We start from the raw sequence: 22,875 nt of genomic DNA, 5'->3' as shown, positions 1-22,875 counted from the left end.
CAAAGCATTTCAATAAGGTGCTATGTACATTACATCTGTTGGATTTAGCTGGTTTATATTGTTATGTGACAATTGGTGCCTAAGATAGGTAATTATAGGAATTTCAAATGTTTAAACCTGGAGCGTTACTACTTATGGATTTTCTTGGTCAGGCAACCATCCTGTAAAATTGTACGTCTTGAAAATGGGCGTCATGTCTGGTTCAAGACCAGATGTATAAAACAATCATTATGGTAAAAAAAGGCATACTTCAATTATTGACTTTTGGAATACTACTTTTCTTTTTTAGTTGTGGAGATTCAACCAAAAAGCAAAGCAAAGTTGTTGTTAGTGGCATTGTAATGTCGCCACATGAGGGAGAGGTTCGCTTATCAAATGAACCAATTCCTTTAGAAAACGAATGGTCTACTGTTACGGATGCTACTGGGGTAGCAACAACCATAGATGGTGAAGGGCACTTTAGGTTTGAAATAGAAATTGAAAACCCCAGCTTCTACAGAATAAATCTTGGTAATCAGAAAGTATCATTATATCTAACGCCAAATGATAGCTTAGCTGTTACTTTAGGTTCTATCGTTGGCATAGCAGGCGCAAATGCTCATTTGAACACCTATTTACAAAATCAAAAAGAAGAAATAGGAAAGTCAGAGGGTTATATTTATAGGAACCTGGCCAGCCTATATGCATTGGATGAGACCGGTTTTAGAAAGCAAATGGATTCTTTGAAAAATGCTAATCTAGTACACTACAATACATTTAGTAATAGTGTTGAGAATATTCCTCCAATGTTTGAAAAACATTGCATGGTTACACTGGACAACCACTACAAGTATTATCAATTGCTTTACCCATCCGGTCATGAGATTATAACGGGTCAAAAAGCGGAGCTACCTGCAAATTACCTTGAGGAAATGGCTTTGGGATTAAATAAGCCTCAGCTCTTAAATGACAAAAAATACATTGCCTATCTTGATAAGTATGTGGAGATAATGTCTTCTGGAAAATTTAAAAATCAGCGCTATGATAATTATCCATTGGAAAAAATCAACGCTAGATATTTGGCCATTAAAAATCTTTCGGTAGATCAGGAAATCAAGGACTATCTATTTGAACAACATTTCAAAATTTGTAGCACCAATTATAGTACGAAAGCTTGGGCAGGTATTTTTAATCAATTTGAGAAAGAAACCAGCAATGAAAAGCTGCTTGCCAAGGTCAAAAACGATTTTCAAAAAGCACTGGCAGTAAGAGAAGAACCAGATGAAATTAGGATATATAAAACGAGTAACGAAACCGAGTTGGATGCCCATATTTTTTACCCCAAAGGACATAATCAAGAAGACGAAAAATCAGCATATCTCTATTTTCACGGAGGGGGATGGAGCCTGGGCATGCCAGAAGCGGGCTATGATGCTTGCAAAAGAATGTCGGCACAAGGAATGGTGGCAATCTCGTTCGAATATAGATTGATTGATGTACATGGTAATGTTATTCAGAAGAGCTTGGAAGATGCAAAATCTGCAATAAGATGGGTAAGAGCACATGCTTCTGAATTAGGAATTGACCCTAACAAAATTGTGGCTACTGGCTTTTCGGCCGGGGCACATTTGGCAGCTTCAGCGGCTATTATGGACGACTTTGTGTCTGAAGACAATAAGAGTTTTAGTTCTATTCCCAACCTTGTCATCACAAAATCCTCAAGCTATGATTTAACCAAAGGGGATGGTTGGTTTGATGGTGTTTCAAGAGGTCAAGCGCAAGCGATCTCATTAGTCCAAAATGTGAAAAGTGGCTTACCGCCATTTCTTTCGTTTCACACCACCGAAGATCATTTAGCCCCAATCTATGAATTCTTCCACTTTAAAGGTGTCATGGAAGAGCATAACAACGATTTTCAATTTCAAATTTTTGAAAAAATCGGGCATTTTTTTAGAGACAAAGAAGCACGGGAAAAAGCAAATGAGCTGACGGATGAGTTTCTCATGGAAAGAGGTTTTTTAGCAGATTCAAAAAGGTAACTAAATGTATCTTTCTTTGATTATGCCTATGTGGTGTCTTTCATGACCAATGATAGACTTTAGAAAATCTTCAAGGGTAATTTCATATTGCCGAGCCATACCTTTTAGTCTTAATTGTTTCTCAGATAATGTATCTATAAAACCAATTGATGCCTTCCTTACGTTTACGAAGTCAGTTAATAATTGTTTAAATGATAGCTCATCAAAACGACTGTTGTCTACCAATGAGTTTTGGTCATAGCCCCAGAGTTCCAATTGTTCGTTCCTGCTCAGTAAAAATGCTCGAAACATCTTTATTCTTTCATGATCGGTAATATGCCCTACTACTTGTTTAATGCTCCACTTATCGGGCGCATAGCTATAAACGGCTTTTTCCTCGCTAATAGAATTTAAAAGTGTACTAGTAGATGAATCAGAAAAGAGTGATGGACAATCCATATCTTTTACCAAGTCAAAATAATATGGGAAGCCGTTCTCAGGGGTGTATGTCATATGTTAATTTGATGTTTTTAGTGAGAGATAAAACTGGAATAAATTATAGCCATTATTGCCCACAGTTTTTTATTTCTAAATCCGTATTACTCTCAAAAAATCTAATTGCTTTGTGCTTAGATTCCTTATTTTTAAAAGAAATTAAATATTTTTCTTTTCCTGCCGTAGTCTCCAATTTGAATTTATAGAGGTTTTCGTTCGCCAATAAGCTTGCCGTGATACCCATCCACCAGGGAATGAGTAAGGGACTTTTGTTTTCGTAAATTTTTATTGCTTTTACGTTTTGCAGGTCAATTTGTTTTTTGAAAAAAACATGATCTCTTATTATTAGTCCTTGGAATGTCAGCCCATTTTCTCTAAACAAAACTTTCTTTGAAAAAAGCAATATACCCAATAGAATCAGTCCGAATAAACAAAATAGTGCAATTATTAAGTCCTGGATAAAAAGTGGACTATTGAAAATACCAAGAGAGCCAAAAAATAGAAAAATCATAAAAATTCCAGCCAAAGCTTTGGCTCCATCATTAAAAAGGGAGTCTAGAATATTTACGTGGTTTTTCAAATTGTAGGTAACAATTATATATAATCGTTAATCATAATATTAATTATATGTCTAAGATAATAAAGAAGACCGGTCTTAAAAAATAGTATACCGTAGTCCAAAAAAACCACGAATGCCCTGGTTAGGGCCATAGACATAGCTGGGATCAAAAGTGAGGGCAAATGGATTGTTTGCGGTGGCCACAGCATTGCCCTGCGAATCAAACTGAACGTTTTGATCAAAAGGGTCATTTGCTCGCGCTATAATAAAGGGATTTCCTCGATTGGGAGTCCAATCCAAGAGGTTTTTAATACCGCCATAGAACTCAAACTTGTCTAAACCTTTATAGGTGAACTGTATATTCTGAATACTCCAAGTGGGCGAAAAATCTTGTCGAGGGTCCAACTCACCAAGGGTTGGCAATCGCATCGGGCCGTAGAGGTTACCGGTATAATCCAAGGTAAGATCTAAACTTCTAAAGGTATAGGAGACATTCCATGTTCCGGTAATGCTTTCGGTTAGTATTTGGCGTGAGGTAATTCCATTTTCTGTATTGCTCACATCTTGCCAGGTAGCACCTACCAAAAATTTGAGACCGTTGGGAAGTACTAAATCAATATTAGCACTCAGCCCTTTTGAAACCGATTTACCATCTAGGTTATCATAGGTAATTTGATTGGGGTTGGTATCATAATCCGGTAAAATGATGTTGGAGAAATGGGTGTAAAATGCAGAAGCATCTATACCAACAAACGTACCGTTGTCCGCGTATATTTTTTTCAGATAGTTGAGGTTGACGTTTACGGAGCGCTCTGGTTTTAACTCCTCAGCAATAATTACATCTCGAGAACCCGTTAAAGCAGCGTGATCTTCCGTAAATAGGTTCACCACTCTAAATCCGGTTCCGGCATTCACCCTAAAAATATCATTATCTGAAACCTTCCATTTATAAGCTGCCCTAGGGGTAAAAATATTGCCATGTCTTTGGTCATAATCATAACGAACTCCTCCTAAGATGGAATGTTTTTGAGCAAGTTTCAGCTCATCTTGGATGAACAAACTCGGAATCCAGACTTCATCTGCACTTTGGGTGGCTGGTGTGTTGTCATCATAGTAATTATAGCGAATAGCACTTCCAAAAAGCAAATCATGGTTCCCAGAAGTTTTATCCCATGTCATTTGTCCAAAACCAATACGCTGATCGGCCAAATAGAGCACATCTCCATAAACCGAGTTTTGATTGTGGTCATTGTAGGACATGGAAAGCATTACTTTTTCATCAATGGGCAATTGGTATTTACCTAAAACTTCCCATCTACGGGTATAGATGCTTTCCCCGTAAATTTCATCTCCACCTCTAAATTCTGGAGTCCATTGTAATTCGCCGCCCCATCTGTCTTCATAAAAGAAACGACCGGCAAGAGAAAACACTTTGGCATCCTCTCGTTTAAAGTTCCATTTTTGAAAGATGGAGATACGATCTTGTAAGGTCAAATCCGTAAAATTGTCGCCATTGTTATCAATAATTTCATCATAATTAAAGTAATTGACACCGAGCAACAGATTGGTTTTCTTTCCTACTTCAATTTTTGATCCCACATCCAAATTATATTCTCCCCAACCGGTTAAATATGCATCGGCAAAAAATTCTGGAGCATTTGGGGCATGTTTTGTAATGATATTGATCAATCCACCAACAGCCTCGCTTCCATATAGCGTGGAGGCTGGACCTTTTACAATTTCAATTTGTTCAATTAGGGAATTTGGTATTCCAGATAGGCCATAGACCGTGCCTAAACCACTTACAATAGGCATTCCATCAATCAGCACCAGTGTATAAGGGCCTTCCAGTCCATTAATGTGAATATCACCAGTATTACAAACATTGCAATTGATTTGTGGGCGAACTCCGTTTACATTCTGTAGGGCTTCAAAAATACTTGGAGTTGGATTTTGCTTTAGAAAACTAGGTTTATATACTTCAACCGGGACCGCACTTTCTAGGCGGCTTACCGCTTTTAGAGTGCCGGTAACAACCATTTCATCCAGAGCTTCAGCAGATTGGGTCAATTGAATGTTCACTGTTACTGATTCATCTTTTCCAATTAAAAAAGATTTCCTAAAAGGTTCATATCCAATAGCAGAAGCAATCAGCACATAGTTCCCAGGAGACAGATCTGTGATGAAATAATTTCCATCTCCATCTGTTGCTGTTCCATTTTGAGTGCCTTTTAAATAGATATTGATAAAAGGCAGGTTTTGTCCATTTTCAGAAACGGTTCCTTGAACAGTACTGTTTTGAGACCATCCAGCAAGAGAGCTTAACAAAGTAAATATCAGTAGAAATCGTTTCAATTTTTGGTTGTTTAAATTAAAATTTAGACAAAACTAAAAATTTGTTTTTATAAATAAAAATGTATTTTTGGAAAAATTATTTTTTGTGACTCGTTCAGAAGAAAACTATATCAAGACAATTTTTCATTTAGGAGGAAATTCTTCTGCGCTTATTTCCACAAATGCTATTGCAGAACAGATGGAGACAAAACCATCTTCTGTAACGGATATGGCCAAAAAATTGGCAGATAAAGGGTTTGTGAACTACAAGAAATATCAAGGAGTTTCTTTAACCGACTTTGGAATTAAGACTGCACTTTCAATTATTAGAAAGCATCGTTTGTGGGAGGTATTTTTAGTAGAAAAGTTGGATTTTTCCTGGGATGAGGTTCATGAGGTGGCTGAGCAATTGGAGCATATTAAAAGTGAGAAATTGATCGATAGTATAGATGCACTTTTAGATTTTCCAAAATATGACCCCCATGGAGACCCTATTCCCAGTAAGGATGGAAAGTTCATGGAGCGTGACAAACAATTGTTAAGCGAAATACGACTTCAAACAGAAGGTGTGTGTGTTGGTGTCAAAGATACATCAGCTGCTTTTCTCAAATTCTTGGATAAGAATAGTATTGCCTTGGGGAATACGATCAAAGTATTGGAGAAAGAAGATTTTGACCAGTCACTTCATATTAAAATGGAAGGCAAAGAACTTCATATTTCTCATCAAATAGCGTCGAACCTTTACATAAAAATGAATGAGTAATGGAACAGATAATTGAATATTTTGAAAGCATCAATCCTATTTTGGCAGCATTTTATGCCACTCTGTTTACTTGGGGGTTGACAGCTGCTGGAGCAGCTTTGGTTTTTTTGTTCAAAACAATGAATCGTGCTCTTTTGGATGGCATGCTGGGCTTTACTGGAGGAGTAATGGTTGCAGCCAGTTTTTGGAGTTTGTTGGCACCCGGAATTGAAATGAGTCCAGGAGAAGGTTTTGAAAAGGTAATTCCAGCTGCAGTTGGTTTTTTGTTAGGAGCCGCTTTTATTTTTGGATTGGATAAGATTCTACCGCATTTACATATCAATTTTAAGGATAGTGAAGCTGAAGGGGTAAAAACACCTTGGCACAGAACTACGCTATTGACCTTGGCCATTACAATGCACAATATTCCTGAAGGATTGGCTGTTGGAGTACTTTTTGGAGGTGTTGCAGCAGGTTTTGATGGTGCTACCATTGGAGGAGCAGTTGCTTTAGCATTGGGGATTGGACTTCAAAACTTCCCTGAAGGTTTTGCAGTGGCCATGCCATTACGTAGACAAGGATTGAGCAGAACCAAGAGTTTCATGTACGGTCAAGCTTCGGCCATAGTGGAACCCATTGCAGCGGTTTTGGGAGCTTGGGCAGTACTTACTTTCGAACCTATTTTACCATACGCATTATCGTTTGCTGCTGGCGCCATGATTTTTGTAGTGGTGGAAGAAGTGATTCCAGAAACCCAACGAGACAAATACACTGATGTGGCCACTATGGGCTTTATTGGCGGTTTTATTATTATGATGACCTTAGATGTGGGTCTAGGATAATCGTATAAAAAAAATAAAAGAACAAATTATGAGAAAATTAGTGTTGCTATGCGTTTTATGCTTGTCCTATTTTGGTTATGCACAGGTAGATGTTGAACAAATTCAAAATGAAATTGACAAGAACCTCTGGAAATCTTTTCAAAAAGCATTTGAAACTTTAGACGGTGAGGCACTTAATGCTACTTACGCTGAAGAAGTACTTAGAGTAACTCCACAAGGAATTGATACTGAGAATACCTTTAAATCTGGAAACCTTGAACGCTTTAAGAAGAATAAAGCAGATGGAATATCTATCTCATTGGATTTTTGGTTTGATAGTCGACGTACCAATGAAACGACATCTTACGAAGTAGGCTTTTACAGAATTGGATTTACGGATAAGAATGATGAGACCAATTATAGTTATGGGCAGTTTCATATAGTCCTTAAAAAAATTGAGGGTCAATGGAAAATAACCCAAGATTGGGATACTGCGACTATCAACGGAAACCCTATTACGGAAGCAGATTTTGCAAAGAACAGCATTTTGAAGTTCTAGTATAACTCACTTCTTATAGGAAACATTTTAGGTTGTGGCTTTACTCTCTTCTGAAGGAGTAATGGTCTTTATTCCCATAATCAACAACCACAAACACGTACCAATTTCTCCAATACTGGCCGGAATGGTGATATAATCAGAAATCCATAGATCACCATAATTTGAGCATACGATGCGCCCAACAAAATCCAGAAAATAACCACAACTGCCTATCATTAAAAATAGACCTAAAAACTTAGGCAAAAACCCCGATTTGAAAACCAAATAACCAAAAGGAAAGAGCCAAAGTCCCCAAAATGCTTGCGCAACTAAATTTCCATGATGGTAAGACTCTAGGGCTAGCATTACCTGCGCCTGAATCTGTCCAGCAGAATATATACTTAGGTAGTCGGCTTCACTGAGCAAAGAAAGAATATCCAGTTTGTGCGTTAGATTGACAAATGAAATAGGAACGCTAATGACAGCCAAAACAACCATCAGAACGGCATAGTTTTTATTTATCCCCTTGAACAATTGATACAATACCCAAGGCAACAGTAAAAAGAATATGTAGCACAGAAGGCCGCTTAAAATTTCTAACCGAAATAAGGATTCCGAGGATTTAATATTTGCAATTGTTGTGGCCGGGTCTTTCCAAACAATAAGTTGAGATGGAACATATAGTAGACTGAAAATACCGGTTATAACAACTAAGAAATAGAGTAAGCCAGCTAAACGTGCTGTTTTTTTGTTTGCGCCCATTGGTTTAGTGATTGATATGGTTTGTAAAAAGAAAGACGCTTCTTTTTTAGAAAAGGTTGCCTGGCAGCTACTTTAATTCTTCTAGAACCAAACCATAATCATATTGAAGGTCCTCATGAAGGGCATCTACTTTTTTCTCAATAAATGTCAACTGCCTATCATACAAATTACGTAGGGTAGTGTTGTTGTTCATTGAGGGTCTAAACTCTTTTAATTTTTTGCAGAAATAGAGCAAAAGCTCAACCTCCGTTTCTTTATTTCCTGAGTAACGAATGTACTTTTTAAGATTCCGTAAAATCTTTCGCACACTTTTTTTAATATAGAAGAAACTGTTGGTATTGATGTCTAAAAATAGCTCATCAACCTCAGCCATTACAGTTTCAATGTAGCCAGCTTCATTGCCAGCCTCAAAAAGTAGATAGGTAAGCAGTTCTTTGTTTTCTTTTTTAAACTTTGAAAGTCGAAGACAGAGTTGCAATAGTTCTTCAGGAGAACAATGTTGCAATTCTTTTTTTATTTGGACTACAGTGGCTGCTTTCATACAACAAAGTTAACTCCTTAAATATGAAGCGCCATTTACATCGATTATGGTGCCCGAAGAATATTCCGCGCCCTCAGAAGCTAAAAACAGAATGGCATGTGCCACCTCTTTTGGTTGGGCCATACGCTGAAATGGAGACTCACGAAGCAGATTTTCCCTTTCAGCAGGAGTAAGGGTGATGGCCGCCATTTCGGTTTCTGTAAAACCAGGAGCTACTACTCCTATGTATATTTTATGGGGTGCCAACGCTTTTGCCAAGGATTGACTCATGGAATTTAATGCAGCCTTGCTAGCACCGTAGGCTGGTTTGGTGGGCTCACCTCTAAATGCACCTCTAGAAGATACATTTACTATACGACCACCTCCTGTTTTCATCATGGCTTTTGCTCCCCAATAACACAGATTGGACACTGCAAACAAGTTAGTTTTAAAAGTACCCTCCCATGCATTGGCCCAATGTTCAAAATCCACTTCATCAATTTTATGAAAAATGGAGATTCCTGCATTATTGACCAAAACATCCAGTTGGCCATAGTGGTCAACAAAACTTTTTATCAGGGATTCTGGGCCATCTTTTTCTGAAATATCTTGTTGAAACAAAAAATGACCTTCACCGGTTAACTCTGCTAAGGTTTTTTTAGCCTCCTCTTGATTACTTCTGAAATTTATGCCCACATTGGCACCTTTTTCAGCAAAGGCCATGGCCGTAGCTTTGCCAATACCGCGCGAAGCTCCTGTAATGAGCACGTTTTTATTTTTGAAATTCACAATTGAATATGTATAAAGAATTTAATTACCCTCAAGTTAATCTTTTATAGGAAGATCAGGAGTTCGATTATATAATTGGTTACCAGCTGCTTCATATTTATCGCCTTTAATCCAAAAAGGTTTTTCAGGGTCATTTGCTATAAGTCTACCAGATAAAACATATCCCTGGTAGAACTTTACCAAATAATCGTAATCCAAACTTTCCGCTTCGTCAGCTGCCTGATGGTAATACTTATTTATTTCTTCGTCAAAAGCATCAAAACCAGTCGAGTAAGTTGGAGCGGGTATCCCCGCTGAGGCAAAACTTACATTGTCACTGCGGTCAAACAATCCTTGTTCAGGTGCCACATCATCAATGTCCAGTGCTTCTAAGCCAAAAGTTTTGGCTCCTTTGACCATATGCCTTTGCGCAGTTGTACGTTTTAAACCGGCAATGGTAGCTAAACCTGTATTGTTATAACCTCCGCCATCGGTATTAAAACAATATATCATTTTATTTAATGGTAAAACGGGGTTCTGAACATAGTACTGACTTCCTAAAAGCCCTTTTTCTTCTCCTGTAAATAAGATGAACAGCGCAGAGCGTTTGGTTGGGTATTTCGCTAAGTTTTCGGCAATCGTTAAAACAGCAGTTGCACCAATGGCATTATCACGAGCACCATTGTAAATACTATCACCTTCCGCATCTGGTTTTCCAATACCGATATGGTCGTAGTGCGCCGAATAAATGATAAATTCGTTTTTTAAATCAGGATCGGTTCCTTCCAAAACTCCGACCACGTTTTGGGTTTTTATTGTTTCTTTTTGGATTCCATTGCTCTCTATCTCAATTTTTACAACTTCGGTATTAAATTTCATTAATTGTTCTGGATTGGCCTGAACCCATAAATACATAGGCAATGGTTCTTTTTCACCTTCCGAAAAACTAATACGTTCTTCAAACGAGTGTTTAAAACGAGGCCATTGTTTAGGGTCAAAAGAGCCTATTTCTATTAAACCTTTTGCTCCGTGTTTAATGGCTAGGTCACGTTTGGTAACTCTGTTACCAAAAGCCGACCTCATATCGGACGAGCCGGGAGTACCTGCTCTAGCAATAATTATTTTACCTTTTACGTCTTTGTTTTTATAGTCTGATTCAAGACCATGGTTAAGGTATATTGCATTTTCTTTGCTTTTCACAGAATCAATATCAAAAGCAACAACTTGAGGAAAATTTACTCCATTTAGGGATAGTTTAATTTTTTCTTGCAAAGAAAATTGAAATAAATCCATTTTTTGATAATAGTCGCCACTTACAGGATTGGGCTTTACACCATAACTCCGCAGGGTATTTGCCAAATAGCTAGCGGCAATTTTATTTTCTGGTGTTCCGGTGTTCCTACCCTTTAATAGGTCATCTGCCAGAAAGTATATATGTCCTTCAATGCTTGATTTTTTAACGGTCTCTTCTGCTTTTTCTACATCGGTCTGTGCAGAAAGAACAAGAACTCCAAAAAGCGTGCTTAGTAGTAGAAGTTGTTTCATGATATTGCATTATTTAATTTAGATTTTTATTCATTTTTAAGGAAGTTATCGAAAGAACTTAATCATCTTCTTGAGTGATTTTGGTAAACACTTCCCCCATGAAATCAAGCTGATTGATTTTTCCGTCGGTGTTGAGTTCAAAACGGATTAATAGCTTTTCGCGAAACCGAGGGTCCTTGTTGGTAATAAAAGTGTCATAATGCCAATGTTCGGCATCATAAGTGATAAAATCGTTAAAATTGGTTTGCAATGCATCATCTTGGGCGGTAACTACTACTGTCCCCAACATTTCATTGACATAAGACCCTTCATAAGCTTCTAATGGTAAACTTGGTTTTGTGTTTTCTGCACGTTCTTCGACCTTCTTTTTCAATACTTCATTATTCTCTTTTTTAAAGCCCTCGTATAGTGTAAAAACTTCGGTATGCCAATCACGGCTATCATCGTTAAAACCATACAAATCCATCGCCTTGTACATAATAGCATGTCGTAGCTCAGCGTGATCTAAGTTTGCAAATACATAAACCGCTACGTTCTTGTCATGCATTATCCCAGCAATGGCGACCAGCCCAAATAGACTTCCGGTATGAAAATCTAGTTTATGACCTTTGTAATCTTGTTGAAACCAGCCTAGACCATAGGTATTCCAATTTGGTTTGGTCAGGGCATTTGTGGGGTAAATTCCACTTGAGCCTAAAAAAGAATGGGGTTCAAATAAGTACTTGAAGGTCTTGGGTTTTACCAATGTGTCGGATTTGTAAATACCATCATTTACCAAAAATGTCAAGTAATTTGAAATATCATGTGGGGTAGAACAGATCATCCCAGCTGGACCTATTTGATCCGAAAAACCGTAATCCACTTCTACCAGGCCATCTTCAGCGTCATTTAAATAAGGAGTTACATAATTTCCTGCGCTAAAAATATCTTTGGCTATGGCTTGGGTCCGGGTCATACCTAAAGGATTGAATATGCGTTCCTTTACAAATTCGTTCCAAGGCTTTCCACTTACTGCTGCAATAACTTCACCAGCAACAGCATACATAATGTTCTGGTAGGTGAACCCTCCGCGGAGTGGATAGGTTTTTTTTGCGAACTGAAACTTTCGTACGGTTTCTCGAACAGAAGTACTATCAATAATCCATAAAGCATCTGCATTGCCCACACCCAAATTATGGGTGAATAAATCTTTTATGCGGGCATCGGCTGTACTATAGGGATCGGACAATTTGAAATATGGTAGGTGGTCAACAACCTTATCATCCCAATTCAATTTACCTTCATCTACCAACATACCCATTGCAATTGCCACAACTGCTTTGGTAGTGGAGGCCATATTGAATAGCGTGTTCTCATCTACCTTTTCTTTGGTCTCCAAATTTTTTACCCCATAGGTTTTTCTAAAAACCACTTCACCATCTTTGACCACTATTGCAGCCAGTCCTGGGACTTTCCAATCTTTTATGCCCTGAACAATCATGGCATCCAATTTTTTATTGTTCGTCTTTTGTTGGGCGCTTAAAGATTGACTTAATGATATAGTTAGGAAGAATAACAGCGAATAAATCTTATTTCTCATGTTTCAATTGTTATTTAAGAAATAGTCCTGCTCAGTTCTAAGATGGTTCCAATGCCTTTATTCATTTCACAGGTTGAGAAGAAGTTTGACACGGTTGACTATTTACCCTAAATATAACAAGTTATACCATAAAAAAACGCTTTTGTTCGATTTCTGGAGAATGGGATTATTCTAAAGCTTTAGCTATGGCAGTTGTTAAGTCTGCCTTCTGTAGATGGGTTAAAGTATTGTCTTTATCTAATAGTTGTCTTGCTTTTTGATAATGTTCTAGTGAAGCTTTGTCAAGATTGTTTTTACTTAAATAAAAAGCAAGGCGGTAGTTGTTCAATGCGGATTTGGGATAGCTTTCAACAGCCATCTCATACAAGCGAAGTCTATTTGTATATTCTGGGTCTTTCTTCCAGGCCAACCAGTTTTTAAAATCGTTGTAAAAAGACATAGGGAAAGGTGTTGAGTTTCCTTGAGATATTTGTGATTGATATATACTATCTATTACTTCTATACCATTAGAAATAAATAAGTTTTTTAATACAGCCATGTTTGGAGGTGGAGGAATCCCATCCATTTTGAACAATGTATCAATGGCCTTTTCATAATTTTCCTGCATCTTTTTAGAATAAAATTGATTCAACATTTTTGACTCTCCTTGTAGTGTAGCGTTTAAAAATAAAAGTGAAAGTTCAGATGCAGTTTTGAAACCTATTTTGGTGTTTCCTTTTGGCTTGCCGATTATGTTGGGAACATATTCTTCAAAAACACCATAGTTTAAAAAATGAAACTCGCTCATTTCTGGAAAATGGGCAAAATAGAGGTCGCTGTGTTTTAAGTGGTAGATATGGTGTGGAGAAACCACGGGGTGCGGAGCATAGATGGCCAGAATGGGAATAGTAATATTTTGAGGTTCATAAAAGCTTGTTCTATTTAAAATGGTTTGTTCAAATTGGGTAAGAAATCCGCCCTCCAAACTAATCAACGCTTTTATTTTTTTGTTTCTTGAAGCCAAACCAACACAGAAAGAAGATTGAATGGCATTGGCCATTAGAGCAATTTGAGTTCTATCCACGTTTGGCAACTCTAGTAGTTGTTGAAGCGCGAATTCCAAATCATCTACCGCCACTTCCAGTCCTTTTGTAGAGGTGTCAACTACGTGAGCGAATTCACCCTTAAGAGCCAAGGCCACCACTATGTATCCATGGCTTGCCAAATATTCGCACATCACACTTTGTATTGCAGGACTTGTACCATTCGGGAAAATGACCAATGGAAATTTTTGCTGAACAGGATTGGTATTAAGCGAAGTATTTGTCTTTAATGTCAAAAGGGTATCCAATTGATCTGTGGTAAAACTATGATCTCCTTTTAATTGATTAACCTGATAAGTAAAGATTCTCTTTGCCAAAGAATCAGACTCCTTTTTGAATTCTTCTTCAGTTTGCTTAGTAATTAAATTTACAAAGTGGCGGTAAGGAAGTAATTTGGATTTTTCTGAAGCCGGATACCAAATATGAATGGGCAGATTTCTACCTTCTGATTGTGCATTCTGTGGATAGAGCTTACCACTCCAATCAGAGTACGGAACATTTTCTCTGGAAAGGTCAGATTTGAATAAGGTCTGGAATCCTACGGAATGTTCCCCATACTCTAAAAAATTGGAAAAAGGCTCTTCTAATTTCTCATCTTTAGGAGTTTGACATCCTAAGACGAGTAGTAGAACAATAAGTGATAGTTTGCTGTTCATAATTCAAATCACTCAGTTTTCGTAGTAACATCATTGAAAATTTGTACCCACTCTTTGTCATTTAAAAATTTACTGGACCAGCCGTTCCACACCAATCTATTTTTGTCTGCATAAGAAATTGTTGCCCTAAAAAAGCGGTCCTCAATTACATTTTTGGGTGAGATGGCATTAAGGCGTTGTTTCTCTTTATCTAAAAACCATTTATGTTGGCCGTGCAATGGAAAGTCATGTGACAGGGAGGTAACCAAAAAAACATCTTCCTTTTTATGATAGTTAATAATGTAGGCATAGGCACGTTCCCGTTCGTTTCTTTGATCAACGGTTAGTGATTCGCATTTAATAAAACTCCCATTAAGGTAGTATTCACAACTTCTGGTCCCAATTTCTTGGTACTCCTTATCGGTACCCGGGTATATGGTTTCCACAACCTTCCAATTCCCTATTAAAAAACCCAAATCCTTTATGGATTGAGAAAATGATGAATGTGAGATTAAAATAAACGATAGAATGAAAAATGACTTTTGCATGAGATATTAATTTTGTCTCAATCTAGTCAGGAAGCTTTTTAAAAAAGTCTCTATAGCGGATTGTACGTATCAAAAAACGTTTTTTAACGCAAGTTTTGAAATTTAAATTCTTTTGGGGTTTGTCCGGTATATGCTTTGAACAACCTATTAAATGTTGCTTTGGAATTAAACCCTGCATCAAACGCCAGACTTAGAATCTTTAGATTAGAATTTTTTGAGTCTTTCAATTTTTCCTGAACATCCTTCACTCTGTATTCATTTACAAATTGATAAAAGTTTTTGTTGAGGTTGCCGTTTAAAACTTCAGAAATAGTTCTTTCGGAAACTGAAATTGATTTGCTCAGACCTGCAAGATTCAACTCAGGATTTCTGAACAGTTTTTCATTGACCATAGCGTTATGAAGTTGATCAATTATTTTGACTGATTCTTTGTCGAGCAGATTAATATCGGAATCCGATGGCTTACTAATTTTTATGGTTTGTGCTTGCTGATATCCCCGAATGCTAAGCCAATAGAGCATACATGAATAGAGCAATAATACGGCAGATCTATACTGATTCCATTGATGGAATAATTCCTTTCCACTGATACCACTGCTAATGCATAGAAAAATTAAAATGGATACAAAAGAAACAACAATGACGATAATCGTTTTTTTAACCCATTGAAGGTCGATTTCGGTTATGGTAGAGACGTTGTTCAGAAGTTGTTTTTGATATTTCTTGACCTCTTTGAAAGACAGAATCATATAGATTAAAATGGAGAGGATTGCTGCCGATTCAAAAAGTTCAGCTACAAAATGAAACCAATGCCATGGCGTTCTGCTTCCTGGAAAAATAGCATGGTAGATACTATGGACATAATTTAGGACAATAGGGGAAAAGTGCCAAAGATGTTTTTTTGTAAATCGAAAACTTGAATTGGTTAACGTACGAACATAAAAGTAAAAAGAGGGACCTATCCAATATGACAATGAAAAAGGCATCCATGCCAGCCATCTATAGGTGTTCCAAATTGAAGGGTCCAGCATATAGGGAGTAAAGGTCAGGCATATGCAGATTAACGAAAGGAATAGAAAACGATTGGCGAATCTGTTTTCCTTTTTTTCCAATAACAGAAACCCAAAAATAAATCCATTGGCAACCGCACAAATAGTAATAAGTTGAATGATGGAAATATTGAGTTGCATCCACAATTTCTTTTTGAAGCTTCTTCGTTTTCCGCTACCTTTAAAACTACAAATTTCAAAACTATGCGGAGACTTCTTCTTTTATTTCTTGCAGCCGGTGCCCTGCAATTTTCAACAGCACAAAAACAAAATTTTTCCTATCTGGACATTTTTGATTTACAATATGTTTCTGACCCACAGATTTCACCAAATGGGGAGTGGGTAGTATATCGTAGAATGGATTATGATATTATGAAAGATCGCTCCGCTGGAAACTTATGGTTGGTTAAAACAGATGGAAGCCAACATCAAAAAATGACATCAAGGGAGGTTAATGAAAATAGCCCGGTATGGTCTCCTTCCGGAGATCGCATTGTGTTCTCCAGCAGCACGGATGAAGGTTCCGAAATTTTCATGTATTGGGTAGCTTCTGGTAAAATCGCAAAATTGACGCAACTGCCTTTTAGTCCAAGCTCCTTGACTTGGTCCCCAAACGGGAAAAATTTGGCGTTTTCAATGAACGTCCCCAAGGCTCCACCGGTTATTGCTAAAGCCCCTAAAAAACCTAAAGGAGCAAAATGGGCAGAGACTCCAAGAATTACAGACCGTGTCTATCATGAGGCTGATGGTAGAGGATATATAAAACCAGGATTCAATCATATTTTTACAATTCCTTCAGAAGGAGGGGCGCCACGTCAAATAACTTCTGGAGATTGGCATCATAGAGGAACATTATCTTGGAGCACTGACAGTAGTAAAATCTACTTTTCTGCAAACCGAAATGAAGATTGGGAATACGATTTTCGCAATAGTGAAATCTATTACGTTGAAGTTCAAAACGGGAAAATTAGTGCGTTAACAGATAGAAACGGCCCGGATTACAGTCCACAGATTTCTCCAAATGGCAGATACATTGCTTATATAGGTATTGAGGATAAAAGGGAAGCCTATCAAGTTCGCAAGTTGCACATTATGAATGTAGATGGAAGTAACAAAAGAAGTATAACAGATGCCTTGGACAGAACCGTTTCCAATATCCATTGGGATGGTAAAAGCAACGGGCTTTACTTTGATTATGACGATAAAGGTAATGGCAAGATTGGCTATGTTTCCCTTTCAGGAGAGATTTCAAAACTAGCTGATAATAGGGGAGGAACAATACTTGGAAGACCTTATGGTAGTGGTTCACACAGTGTTTCCAAAAACGGTGCAATTGCCTATACATATTCACGACCTGATTATCCATCAGATTTGGCAATTTTAAATCTGAAGGCAAAAACCCCAAAGAAAATAACAGCTTTGAACAAGGCACTTTTAGATTATCGAACCTTAGGGAAAGTAGAAGAGGTTTGGTACAAATCTTCATTTGATGGTCGTGATATTCAAGGTTGGGTGGTCTATCCGCCAAATTATGATGCTACTAAAAAATATCCATTTATGGTAGAAAATCACGGTGGCCCTATTGCAAATTACGGAGATCGTTTTTCAATTGAAATGCAATTATATGCATCAGCTGGATATATTGTTTTTTACCCTAATGCTAGGGGGAGTACCAGTTATGGCGAAGAATTTGGAAATTTGCTTTTAAATAATTATCCAGGCCAAGATTATGATGATACTATGGATGGTGTGGATTATTGTATAAAAATGGGGATTGCTCATGAAGACCAATTGTTTGTAACTGGCGGAAGTGCTGGAGGAATCATGTCGGCATGGATGATTGGAAAAAACAAGCGTTTTGAAGCAGCAGTAGTAGCTAAGCCTGTAATGAACTGGATCAGTAAAACCTTGGTGGCCGACAACTATTTTGGCTATGCCAATTCTAGATATCCTGGACAGCCTTGGGAAAATTTTGAAGGGTATTGGAAATTTTCCCCTCTTTCGCTCGTTGGTAATATAGAGACCCCAACTATGGTAATGGTGGGCATGAACGATTTACGTACACCGCCCAGTGAAGCCAAACAACTGTATCACGCCCTTAAACTGCGTAAAATTGAGACCGTATTGGTTGAAATTCCTGGTGCAAGCCACGGAATTGCAAATAAACCAAGCAATTTGATAACCAAAATTGCACATACCGTTGCATGGTTTGATAAGTATAGAACAGATAAAGAAAATGACTAAAAAGAAAAGGCACTGGTTATGGAATGTGTTGATTGTTCTCACACTTATAACCTGTGCTTTTGCTTTTATACTTCATTATAAGAATTGGCACAAAATTGAAGAGGGAAAGTTTAGAGTTCTTTCAGGAGTGTACTACCAGAAAATTCCTATTTCAGAAATTGATAGTATTGAGCTTGTAAAAAAGCTTCCAGAAATGGAGCGCTTCAATGGATTTTCTTGGATGGCTAAAGAAAAAGGTGTTTTCAAGGATTCACTGACTCAAACTAAAGTGTACGTTTTTGTGGATGACTTAAGACAGGAAAAAATAAGACTGGTTCACCATGATTCACTCAAAATTTTTCTCAATTTTAATGATAGTATACAAACTCAGGAAATTTATAATTTACTGAACACCAAATTAATGGCGAACCTTAAAAGCCAAAATTGATTTTGAAAACGTATGTATTCAAGCAATGATAATTTTGTCCAGATTTTACCTATGAAGATTGTTTTCTACACCATTTTTTTGGTGCCTTTCTTGATGTTTTCACAGAATACTATTTCTGTACATATCCACAATGTTCCATCCACAGAAGGGAACGTAAATGTGGCAATTTATGATTCTGGTGATACCTTTCTAACTTTTGAAGGAGTGGTTAAAACAGGAACCAAACCGGCGAAAGAAGGAATAGTTATGCTAGATATAGAAGATTTGCCTGCGGGGGAATATGCTGTAGCTGTTTTTCATGATCAAAATGGCAATGATGTACTTGATACAAATTGGTTGGGAATTCCGAAGGAAAAAGTAGCTTTTTCTAAAGCAAAAATGAAAACTTTTGGTCCTCCAAAATATAAAGAATGCTGCTTTAGAGTAACTAGAGATACCGAAATCAATGTTATTTTCTAATAGTATGTTATACTTCTAATACATATGGAAACAATTCTACTTGCTCAAGTTATGGGTAGCTTTTATGGCCTTTTGGCTATTGTTTTTGGAGCATTTGGAGCCCATGCGCTAAAAAAGAAACTGACCCCAGAACAACTTCATAGTTTTGAAACCGGTGTCAAATACCAAATGTACCACGCCATATTGTTAGTGGTGCTTAGCTTTAACCTTGGGTTTGACCAACCCATTGATAAATACATTGTCAATTGTTTTGTTATGGGTACTTTATTATTTTCCTTTAGTATCTATGGTCTTTGTTTAAGCGCATCAAAAGGGAAAAAACTAAGATTTCTTGGACCCATAACACCTGTCGGAGGTTTAATACTTGTTATTGGCTGGGGCTTGTTGCTATATTCTTTTATTGCACCAATACTTTAAAAATCACTCTATTTGTACTGGTTTTATCTCATTGTAAAACCAAGGAGTATGTTGATTTGTAACTGCTGTCCACTGCCATTTTTCATTTTCTTTTTGGGCATTTAAAGTCATTAGACCAATTTCCTTAAAAGTGGTATCCCTTGGATTTTCCTTTCGATACCAAAACATTTTCCATGAATAATAGGCAATTGCATTTTTAGCGCCCAGAATTCGTATTCTTGGCTCTCCAGCTTCATAATAATAATCCAAGGAATCATTTCCCGATAGCATTCTATGGAACTTTTTAAGCTCGGTCTTTCCCTGAAAAAAATAACCCTGAGAATTTATCCAAGTTGCATCATTTGAGAATTGAGACATGGCCAAATCAATATCTTTTTCGATCATGGCCCGTTCACGATCTATGATTAATTGAACCAATTGCAATGAATCTTTTGCAACAAAATCTTGATTGGAACTTTTCAAAGGTTTTTTACAAGAACAGATGCATAGCCCTAGAATAAGAATCGCTTTAAATAGCCTTTTCATAACCTAAAGCCGCAAATACATATTGCCATTTATGGTATTTAATTCCAGACGGTAGGTTGTGCTATTAAAACTCCCCTCCACCTTTTGGCCAACATGACGATCGGTAACTTTTAAATCCATTTTTTCATCTGCGTAAATTTGGCCGTTAACCGTTTCAGCGGTAAGCCTTGAATTTGCTATAACCAGGTCTATTTCCCCATTTATGGTTTTAAGGTCAAGATTGCCATTGTATTTTTTAATGTCAATATTACCGTTGATCAAGTCCGCTGTAAAATCAGCTTCAATAATATCTGATTTAAGATCACCATTTATGCTGCTCACACTGAAGCTTGCATTTTTGGGTACATAGAGAACATAATTAAATTCATACATATCGCTGGTATTGTAGTACGTGGTTTCTCTGTTTGAGCTATTTTTTTTCCATTCGTCATAAAAAGCCTTAATAATTGGTTTTGATACCGAACTAATATTGATATAACCATTGTTCTCTTCCACATTTAATTTGTACAGATCCAAGTATTTGTCATTTCTGGTCATTAATGTTGCCTTAAAATAAACTGTGGATTTATCCCAAGTTTTGACTACAATATCCGAGGCAAATTTTACGTCAAGATCTATAACATGATTGTTATAATTGATCCTTTTTTCAATAATTTTTTGTGCATTTAAGGATAGGTTGATGAAACCTAATGCTATGATGATTGCTACATTTTTCATGACTGATCGATTATTTGATTATTGTTTCCTTAAATAAATATTCCCATTCGTGGACTTTAGCGAAATGTTGACACCGCCACTATTGATGGTTGCTTTCACTTTTCTTCCAGATATTGACTTTAAACCATCTTTTTCTTCTCTCTTAAACTCAAAGTTCGTATAAATGTCTCCGTTTCTTGTGCTCAAGGCTAAATCTGCTGGAGTACTTGAAGGCATAGTAACATCAACCTCTCCGTTTGTGGTGTAGATTGAAATAGGGGAATCTTGTTTTACCGTTCCAAACGTTACCGTAACCTCACCGTTCAGGGCATTTGCGGTCACCGGCCCGTTCACATCAGTAATTTCAATACTACCATTTAGCTGGGCATCTGCTTCAATTTCTCCTGAAAAGCCATCAATTTCTATGTCACCGGCCCAAGTACTTACAACCGATACATTTTGGTTTTTTGGGAGATATATTTCAGCGCCTTCAGACTTTCTTAAATTTTTAACTATCAATGTATTGCCGTCCTGTACTACATAGAAACCAACGTCTGTATTGTCAGTGCCTCCCTCACCAACTAATCTGAGTCCTTTAGCTTTTTCAGATGTTTTGGAACTTCTGCTGCCTTTAATCAATAACTCATTGGTACTATATGATTTTAAGGTGATATCCGATTTGGATTCAATTTTCACCCATTCTATTCCACTTAATGATTTAGTATACTCTTTTTGGGCAGTGGTAATTGTGCTAAAAGCAAATGTTATTAAAAGAATTGTTACGTGTTTCATGATTTTTCGTTTTTTGATGTTTATATAATTTTAGGTAACCCTAGTTTGATTTCATTTTTGACAAAGGGCTGTGTGTCCTCTTGTTCCAATAATTTCTTCATGGGTGCTGCCGCTTTCTTTTCTTGGATTTTCACCAAAGATTGAATAATAGCAATTTGTATACTTGGATTTTTTTCAATTTTCAACGCTTCTATAAATGCCGTTTTTACAGTTTCTGATGCCGTGAACTTGGATAAAGCCTCAAATGCGTTTAATCGTACATTATCATTTTCATCATTCAACAATCTGTTTGCCAATGCAATTACAATGGTCTCATCTGGCTTAGAAAATTCTTCAATATAATTGACCCCTTGAATACGTTTGCTGGCAGATTGATTCTCCATTAAAGAAAGCATTGCTGTTTGTTTAAACTGCAAACTTTCATCTAGCAAAACGGCGATATCTTCATTGGATTTTTCTTGTTGGAGAAATCTTCCCATCTGAAAAGAAGCGACCAACAACGCAATACTTGCCGCTACTTTGAGCATATTGGAAGCCCATCCTGTTTTTCTTCTTTCCGAAGAAATAGGAATCACTTTGTTTGTTTCCATTTTTTCTTCCTGTAAGGCTTTATCAAATTTTGCACTGAGGCTTTCTGTTGGAACTGAAATAGATTCATCTTCAAAAGCTTTGAACAATATTTTCATTTCATCCAGTTCCAACTTGCATTGAATGCAACCAGCAATGTGTTGTTCTACCTTTTCCTTTTCCTTCTTGCTCAATGCATTGTCCAGATATTCTGGGAGCAAGTTTGTAACATGATTTTTTTCCATGCTTATATATTTTCTAAATAAATACTCTTTAATTTTTTTAAAACTCTGCACACCCTTGTTTTAACTGCTCCTGGAGTGCTTCCTACTATTTCTGCCAATTCTTCGTATCGGATTTCCTGAAACCGGTTTAAAATGACTAACTCGCGATCTGTGGCATCCAGTTTGTTCAGTGCATTTTGCAAATGGGAATATTCTTCTTTCCTGTTGTCTTCATTTTCCACTTGCTTATATTCCAATACATCTATATCGTCATGATTTTTATGGTTCCTGGTAAAATGTGTTTTTAAGTCATTTCTTGCTATAGTAAACAACCATGCTTTAAAAGAGCCATTTTTGTATGAGTTTCTATACTTGATCAGTTTATAAAAAACATCTTGCGTTAAATCTTCACTCAACATTTTGTCTCCGGACATTTTGTATAAAAAATTATAGACATGTCTATGGTGCCTATCAAAAAGTACCTTGAGTAAATCTAGATTGCCCGTGGCAACTTTTTGCATTACTATTTCATCTGAGAGCTCTTTCAAGA

24 protein-coding genes are annotated in these 22,875 nt (G+C 37.0%); 8 read left to right on the top strand and 16 right to left on the bottom strand.

What is annotated here, in order from left to right; translation table 11 throughout:
• Positions 1–230 precede the first annotated feature (230 nt).
• Positions 231–2,018, top strand: a complete 1,788-nt coding sequence (locus SJY44_RS01650) for an alpha/beta hydrolase (RefSeq protein WP_396591011.1) — start codon at positions 231–233, stop codon at positions 2,016–2,018.
• Here SJY44_RS01650 and SJY44_RS01645 read toward each other — a convergent pair whose 3' ends face one another.
• The 3 genes from SJY44_RS01645 to SJY44_RS01635 form a co-directional block, all read right to left on the bottom strand.
• Entirely contained in the window at positions 2,019–2,510 is a 492-nt protein-coding gene (locus tag SJY44_RS01645) for a DinB family protein (protein WP_396591010.1), read from the bottom strand.
• A 52-nt stretch (positions 2,511–2,562) separates the two neighbouring features.
• Positions 2,563–3,072: a hypothetical protein gene (locus tag SJY44_RS01640; protein ID WP_396591009.1), complete on the bottom strand. Its 510-nt coding sequence runs from the start codon at positions 3,070–3,072 to the stop codon at positions 2,563–2,565.
• A gap of 75 nt (positions 3,073–3,147) precedes the next feature.
• Positions 3,148–5,406 carry a TonB-dependent receptor domain-containing protein gene (locus SJY44_RS01635; RefSeq protein ID WP_396591008.1) on the bottom strand — a complete coding sequence of 753 codons (2,259 nt, stop codon included), beginning with the start codon at positions 5,404–5,406 and terminating at the stop codon, positions 3,148–3,150.
• An 85-nt stretch (positions 5,407–5,491) separates the two neighbouring features.
• On the opposite strand from SJY44_RS01635, the gene SJY44_RS01630 reads away from it, so the two are divergent.
• The 3 genes from SJY44_RS01630 to SJY44_RS01620 are packed head-to-tail and all read left to right on the top strand — an operon-like array spanning position 5,492 to position 7,507.
• Positions 5,492–6,148, top strand: a complete 657-nt coding sequence (locus SJY44_RS01630) for a metal-dependent transcriptional regulator (protein WP_396592110.1) — start codon at positions 5,492–5,494, stop codon at positions 6,146–6,148.
• Positions 6,148–6,969 carry a ZIP family metal transporter gene (locus tag SJY44_RS01625; RefSeq protein WP_396591007.1) on the top strand — a complete coding sequence of 274 codons (822 nt, stop codon included), beginning with the start codon at positions 6,148–6,150 and terminating at the stop codon, positions 6,967–6,969. Before SJY44_RS01630 ends, SJY44_RS01625 begins: the two co-directional genes overlap by 1 nt.
• Before the next feature lie 28 nt (positions 6,970–6,997).
• On the top strand, positions 6,998–7,507 hold the full coding sequence (locus SJY44_RS01620) for a DUF4440 domain-containing protein (RefSeq protein WP_396591006.1): 510 nt from the start codon (positions 6,998–7,000) through the stop codon (positions 7,505–7,507).
• Positions 7,508–7,534: 27 nt separating this feature from the next.
• On the opposite strand, the gene SJY44_RS01615 is transcribed toward SJY44_RS01620, so the two are convergent.
• The 8 genes from SJY44_RS01615 to SJY44_RS01580 all read right to left on the bottom strand — a co-directional run bounded on the left by SJY44_RS01615 (position 7,535) and on the right by SJY44_RS01580 (position 16,115).
• Positions 7,535–8,248, bottom strand: a complete 714-nt coding sequence (locus tag SJY44_RS01615; protein WP_396591005.1) for a DUF4386 domain-containing protein — start codon at positions 8,246–8,248, stop codon at positions 7,535–7,537.
• Between the two features lie 67 nt (positions 8,249–8,315).
• On the bottom strand, positions 8,316–8,789 hold the full coding sequence (locus SJY44_RS01610) for a hypothetical protein (RefSeq protein WP_396591004.1): 474 nt from the start codon (positions 8,787–8,789) through the stop codon (positions 8,316–8,318).
• 9 nt (positions 8,790–8,798) lie between these two features.
• A complete protein-coding gene (locus SJY44_RS01605; protein WP_396591003.1) occupies positions 8,799–9,557 on the bottom strand; it encodes an SDR family NAD(P)-dependent oxidoreductase in 759 nt (252 codons plus the stop codon).
• Between the two features lie 36 nt (positions 9,558–9,593).
• On the bottom strand, positions 9,594–11,081 hold the full coding sequence (locus tag SJY44_RS01600) for a M28 family peptidase (protein WP_396591002.1): 1,488 nt from the start codon (positions 11,079–11,081) through the stop codon (positions 9,594–9,596).
• 58 nt (positions 11,082–11,139) lie between these two features.
• Positions 11,140–12,660 carry a serine hydrolase gene (locus tag SJY44_RS01595; RefSeq protein WP_396591001.1) on the bottom strand — a complete coding sequence of 507 codons (1,521 nt, stop codon included), beginning with the start codon at positions 12,658–12,660 and terminating at the stop codon, positions 11,140–11,142.
• 166 nt (positions 12,661–12,826) lie between these two features.
• A complete protein-coding gene (locus SJY44_RS01590; protein ID WP_396591000.1) occupies positions 12,827–14,398 on the bottom strand; it encodes a dienelactone hydrolase family protein in 1,572 nt (523 codons plus the stop codon).
• 8 nt (positions 14,399–14,406) lie between these two features.
• Positions 14,407–14,925, bottom strand: a complete 519-nt coding sequence (locus tag SJY44_RS01585; protein WP_298923004.1) for a hypothetical protein — start codon at positions 14,923–14,925, stop codon at positions 14,407–14,409.
• An 83-nt stretch (positions 14,926–15,008) separates the two neighbouring features.
• Positions 15,009–16,115 carry a helix-turn-helix domain-containing protein gene (locus tag SJY44_RS01580; protein WP_298923003.1) on the bottom strand — a complete coding sequence of 369 codons (1,107 nt, stop codon included), beginning with the start codon at positions 16,113–16,115 and terminating at the stop codon, positions 15,009–15,011.
• Between the two features lie 63 nt (positions 16,116–16,178).
• Here SJY44_RS01580 and SJY44_RS01575 point away from each other — a divergent pair, with 63 nt between their 5' ends.
• The 4 genes from SJY44_RS01575 to SJY44_RS01560 are packed head-to-tail and all read left to right on the top strand — an operon-like array spanning position 16,179 to position 19,521.
• Positions 16,179–18,218, top strand: a complete 2,040-nt coding sequence (locus SJY44_RS01575; protein WP_396590999.1) for a S9 family peptidase — start codon at positions 16,179–16,181, stop codon at positions 18,216–18,218.
• A complete protein-coding gene (locus tag SJY44_RS01570) occupies positions 18,211–18,645 on the top strand; it encodes a hypothetical protein (RefSeq protein WP_396590998.1) in 435 nt (144 codons plus the stop codon). The genes SJY44_RS01575 and SJY44_RS01570 overlap by 8 nt, the downstream gene beginning before the upstream one ends.
• A gap of 51 nt (positions 18,646–18,696) precedes the next feature.
• Positions 18,697–19,104 (top strand): DUF2141 domain-containing protein, encoded by a 408-nt coding sequence (locus SJY44_RS01565; RefSeq protein ID WP_396590997.1) that lies wholly within the window; start codon positions 18,697–18,699, stop codon positions 19,102–19,104.
• Between the two features lie 24 nt (positions 19,105–19,128).
• Positions 19,129–19,521 (top strand): DUF423 domain-containing protein, encoded by a 393-nt coding sequence (locus tag SJY44_RS01560; protein WP_298922999.1) that lies wholly within the window; start codon positions 19,129–19,131, stop codon positions 19,519–19,521.
• 3 nt (positions 19,522–19,524) lie between these two features.
• On the opposite strand, the gene SJY44_RS01555 is transcribed toward SJY44_RS01560, so the two are convergent.
• The 5 genes from SJY44_RS01555 to SJY44_RS01535 form a co-directional block, all read right to left on the bottom strand.
• On the bottom strand, positions 19,525–19,983 hold the full coding sequence (locus SJY44_RS01555; protein WP_396590996.1) for a nuclear transport factor 2 family protein: 459 nt from the start codon (positions 19,981–19,983) through the stop codon (positions 19,525–19,527).
• Positions 19,984–20,049: 66 nt separating this feature from the next.
• Positions 20,050–20,763 (bottom strand): hypothetical protein, encoded by a 714-nt coding sequence (locus tag SJY44_RS01550; RefSeq protein ID WP_396590995.1) that lies wholly within the window; start codon positions 20,761–20,763, stop codon positions 20,050–20,052.
• A gap of 18 nt (positions 20,764–20,781) precedes the next feature.
• Positions 20,782–21,534: a DUF4097 family beta strand repeat-containing protein gene (locus tag SJY44_RS01545; RefSeq protein WP_298922996.1), complete on the bottom strand. Its 753-nt coding sequence runs from the start codon at positions 21,532–21,534 to the stop codon at positions 20,782–20,784.
• A gap of 20 nt (positions 21,535–21,554) precedes the next feature.
• Positions 21,555–22,346, bottom strand: a complete 792-nt coding sequence (locus SJY44_RS01540) for a HEAT repeat domain-containing protein (protein ID WP_396590994.1) — start codon at positions 22,344–22,346, stop codon at positions 21,555–21,557.
• A gap of 2 nt (positions 22,347–22,348) precedes the next feature.
• Entirely contained in the window at positions 22,349–22,873 is a 525-nt protein-coding gene (locus SJY44_RS01535) for an RNA polymerase sigma factor (RefSeq protein ID WP_298922994.1), read from the bottom strand.
• Positions 22,874–22,875 lie beyond the last annotated feature (2 nt).

It is taken from the genome of Allomuricauda sp. R78024 (assembly GCF_044596045.1).
GTDB lineage: Bacteria > Bacteroidota > Bacteroidia > Flavobacteriales > Flavobacteriaceae > Flagellimonas.
This window is presented reverse-complemented; position numbering and strand designations above follow the sequence as displayed.

Bases quoted from the DNA above. Each gene is read 5' to 3' on its own strand.
- SJY44_RS01650 (WP_396591011.1), top strand. From the start codon at position 231: ATGGTAAAAAAAGGCATACTTCAATTATTGACTTTTGGAATACTACTT.
- SJY44_RS01645 (WP_396591010.1), bottom strand. From the start codon at position 2,510: ATGACATACACCCCTGAGAACGGCTTCCCATATTATTTTGACTTGGTA.
- SJY44_RS01625 (WP_396591007.1), top strand. From the start codon at position 6,148: ATGGAACAGATAATTGAATATTTTGAAAGCATCAATCCTATTTTGGCA.
- SJY44_RS01620 (WP_396591006.1), top strand. From the start codon at position 6,998: ATGAGAAAATTAGTGTTGCTATGCGTTTTATGCTTGTCCTATTTTGGT.
- SJY44_RS01615 (WP_396591005.1), bottom strand. From the start codon at position 8,248: ATGGGCGCAAACAAAAAAACAGCACGTTTAGCTGGCTTACTCTATTTC.
- SJY44_RS01610 (WP_396591004.1), bottom strand. From the start codon at position 8,789: ATGAAAGCAGCCACTGTAGTCCAAATAAAAAAAGAATTGCAACATTGT.
- SJY44_RS01600 (WP_396591002.1), bottom strand. From the start codon at position 11,081: ATGAAACAACTTCTACTACTAAGCACGCTTTTTGGAGTTCTTGTTCTT.
- SJY44_RS01595 (WP_396591001.1), bottom strand. From the start codon at position 12,660: ATGAGAAATAAGATTTATTCGCTGTTATTCTTCCTAACTATATCATTA.
- SJY44_RS01590 (WP_396591000.1), bottom strand. From the start codon at position 14,398: ATGAACAGCAAACTATCACTTATTGTTCTACTACTCGTCTTAGGATGT.
- SJY44_RS01585 (WP_298923004.1), bottom strand. From the start codon at position 14,925: ATGCAAAAGTCATTTTTCATTCTATCGTTTATTTTAATCTCACATTCA.
- SJY44_RS01580 (WP_298923003.1), bottom strand. From the start codon at position 16,115: ATGCAACTCAATATTTCCATCATTCAACTTATTACTATTTGTGCGGTT.
- SJY44_RS01575 (WP_396590999.1), top strand. From the start codon at position 16,179: ATGCGGAGACTTCTTCTTTTATTTCTTGCAGCCGGTGCCCTGCAATTT.
- SJY44_RS01570 (WP_396590998.1), top strand. From the start codon at position 18,211: ATGACTAAAAAGAAAAGGCACTGGTTATGGAATGTGTTGATTGTTCTC.
- SJY44_RS01565 (WP_396590997.1), top strand. From the start codon at position 18,697: ATGAAGATTGTTTTCTACACCATTTTTTTGGTGCCTTTCTTGATGTTT.
- SJY44_RS01560 (WP_298922999.1), top strand. From the start codon at position 19,129: ATGGAAACAATTCTACTTGCTCAAGTTATGGGTAGCTTTTATGGCCTT.
- SJY44_RS01550 (WP_396590995.1), bottom strand. From the start codon at position 20,763: ATGAAAAATGTAGCAATCATCATAGCATTAGGTTTCATCAACCTATCC.
- SJY44_RS01545 (WP_298922996.1), bottom strand. From the start codon at position 21,534: ATGAAACACGTAACAATTCTTTTAATAACATTTGCTTTTAGCACAATT.
- SJY44_RS01540 (WP_396590994.1), bottom strand. From the start codon at position 22,346: ATGGAAAAAAATCATGTTACAAACTTGCTCCCAGAATATCTGGACAAT.